The following is a 2,394-nucleotide window of genomic DNA, read 5'->3' on the forward strand; positions in this document are numbered from 1 at the left end:
GTAAGCGCCCAGTCATCCCGTCTTGACGAAACCTCTTGGGGTAGATGGACGAATTAGGCAGGCGTCCATCGATGCGGGAGCAAGTCGCTGATACGGCTGGCCGGTAGCGTCGGCAAGCGCTCCAGGACGTCCTTCATGTAGGCGTGCACGTCGTGGCCATTCAGTCGCGCCGAGTGCAACAGAGTCATCACCGCGGCAGCACGCTGCCCCGCCCGCAGGCTACCGGCAAATAGCCAATTCTTTTTGCCAAGCGCAATTGGCCTGATCTGGTTCTCTACCCAGTTGTTATCGATCGGTACCGCACCATCGTCCAGATAGTGCGTCAGCGGGCCCCAGCGTCCCAGGCTGTAGTCGATCGCTTTGGCTGTCGCACTGCCGTCCGGTACGCGCTGCCGTTGTGCCAGCAGCCAGGCATGCAAGGTATCGGCCGCTGGCTTGCCGAGTTGCTGCCTGGTCGCTCGCCTGGCGTCAATGTCGAACTCCTGCACCTGGCGTTCAACGTCGTACAGCACCCCGAACAGCTTCAGTGCTTCTTCGGCGATCTGGCTCTGGTGATTGGCATACAGCTCGTGGAACTTGCGGCGGGCATGCGCCATGCAGCCAGCTTCCATCATGCCTTGCCGGAACAGCGCTTTGTACGCCACATAGTCATCACAGACCAGCGTGCCGCGCCAGTCGCCGAGGAAGTCGCCGGCATGGCGGCCAGCGCGCGATTCGGCGAAGTCAAACACGACTGCCTTCATGGTGCTCATGCTGGTGCTGCAGTAACTCCACAGGTAGGCCCGGTGCGTCTTGCCATTGCCCGGCTTGAGCATGGCTACTGGCGTCTCGTCGGCATGCAAGACGGGCTGTGCCAGCAGTTCCTGACGGAGTGCATCGACCAGTGGCTGCAGCTGCACACCGCACACGCCGACCCACTGAGCCAGCGTCGAGTCCGGGATGGCCAGTCCGGCGCGCCCAAAGATGCCGCTTTGCCGGTATAAGGGCAGATGATCCTGATATTTGGCCACCAGTACATGGGCCAGCAGGCCCGCCGTCGGGATGCCCTTGTCGATGATCTGCGGCGGCACCGGCGCCTGCACAAGCGTTTCGCATTGCCGGCAGACCCATTTGCCGCGGATGTGACGCTCCACCGTAAAGACGCCGGGCTGGTAGTCGAGCTTCTCCGCCACGTCCTCGCCGATGCGCTGCAGCTGGCAGCCGCAAGTGCAGGTGGTGGAATCCGGATCGTGGCGTATTTCCTTGCGCGGCAGCGCGGCCGGCAACGGTGCGCGCTTGGGCTGCCGCTTCCTGTCCTCATCATCGGCCGGCTTGGTCGGCGCGAGTTGTTCGATCTCGGCGGTCAGGGCTTCGATGTCGGTATCGAGGGTCTCAAACAGCATGCGCTGCTGCTCGCCGCTATAGGCTTCGCTGGAAGCGGCGAACTTGAGCCGCTTGAGGATGGCCATCTCGTGCGTGAGCTTGTCGATCAGTGCCTGCTTGCCACGCATCTCCTCCATCAGCCGGCTGGCGAGCTGGCGCAGTTGGTCGGCGTTGAGGGTGGACAGGTCGGATGCAGAAGTCATGGGCGGCAGTGTGCCAGAACAACTGCCGTATCGGAACAGAAACAGTATACGTACGGGCGTTAGACCACCGCAATGGCGTGGTCAGTCGCCAGCGTCTTCCATGGCAGGCCGGTGACCAGTGCCTGTAACTGCTCGGTGTTGAGCGCTACGGTGGCAGTCGACGCCCCCTCGGTCCAGACGAAGCGGCCGCGATTAAGGCGGCGGGCGGCCAGCCAGATCCCCAAGCCGTCATACACCAGCACCTTCATGCGCGTGCCGCTCTTGTTGGCAAACAGATAGGCATGGTGTGGACGGGCCGCGCCGAACACCTTCACCACGCGTGCCAGGGCAGTGTCCGTGCCGGCCCGCATATCCAGCGGTTCGCCGGCCAGCCAGATGGCGTCAATGCGAATCACCGCAGGACCTCGCGCAGCCATGCTGCGCACTCGGCCGCAGATGACATCGGCCAGCTGACCGTGGCGATCACTGGACCGCGGCGCAATTCAATGCGCAGTTCCGTAACCTCAGCGGTCAAGACGGCAGCCTGTAAGGGCACGGGAACGAAGGAGACATTGGGCGCCGTCACAGCGGTGTCCTGGCGTTCGGACGCCCGGGCACGCCACTTATGTACCAGGTTAGCATTGACGCCATTTGCCATGGCGACGGCGGCAATCGATGCGCCCGGTCGTTCGCATTCTGCGAGAATCTGCGCCTTCAGGCTTGCGCCATGGCGGCGCCGACGTACTGTCGTCGAGATTGGTTCTGTCATGAGGTGTCCACTTAAGATAGGTGGACACGATCATCCCTAATATGCCGCGCCTGTCACAAGGTGAGTTCGCTAGGCGCTTAC

The 2,394-nt window shown here is 62.8% G+C and carries 3 protein-coding genes; all 3 read right to left on the reverse strand.

Annotated elements, in window-relative coordinates:
• Nucleotides 1-53: 53 nt before the first annotated feature.
• Genes tnpC through tnpA form a run of 3 tightly spaced genes read right to left on the reverse strand, consistent with a single transcriptional unit; the run spans nucleotide 54 to nucleotide 2,313 of the window.
• Nucleotides 54-1,565: an IS66 family transposase gene (gene tnpC, locus QOL82_RS29065; protein WP_283445810.1), complete on the reverse strand. Its 1,512-nt coding sequence runs from the start codon at nucleotides 1,563-1,565 to the stop codon at nucleotides 54-56.
• 59 nt (nucleotides 1,566-1,624) lie between these two features.
• Nucleotides 1,625-1,960, reverse strand: a complete 336-nt coding sequence (tnpB, locus tag QOL82_RS29070) for an IS66 family insertion sequence element accessory protein TnpB (protein WP_283445811.1) — start codon at nucleotides 1,958-1,960, stop codon at nucleotides 1,625-1,627.
• Entirely contained in the window at nucleotides 1,957-2,313 is a 357-nt protein-coding gene (gene tnpA, locus QOL82_RS29075; protein WP_283445812.1) for an IS66-like element accessory protein TnpA, read from the reverse strand. Before tnpA ends, tnpB begins: the two co-directional genes overlap by 4 nt.
• Nucleotides 2,314-2,394 lie beyond the last annotated feature (81 nt).

It is taken from the genome of Noviherbaspirillum suwonense (assembly GCF_900182955.1).
Taxonomy (GTDB): domain Bacteria; phylum Pseudomonadota; class Gammaproteobacteria; order Burkholderiales; family Burkholderiaceae_D; genus Noviherbaspirillum_A; species Noviherbaspirillum_A suwonense.

Bases quoted from the DNA above. Each gene is read 5' to 3' on its own strand.
- tnpC (WP_283445810.1), bottom strand. From the start codon at position 1,565: ATGACTTCTGCATCCGACCTGTCCACCCTCAACGCCGACCAACTGCGC.
- tnpA (WP_283445812.1), bottom strand. From the start codon at position 2,313: ATGACAGAACCAATCTCGACGACAGTACGTCGGCGCCGCCATGGCGCA.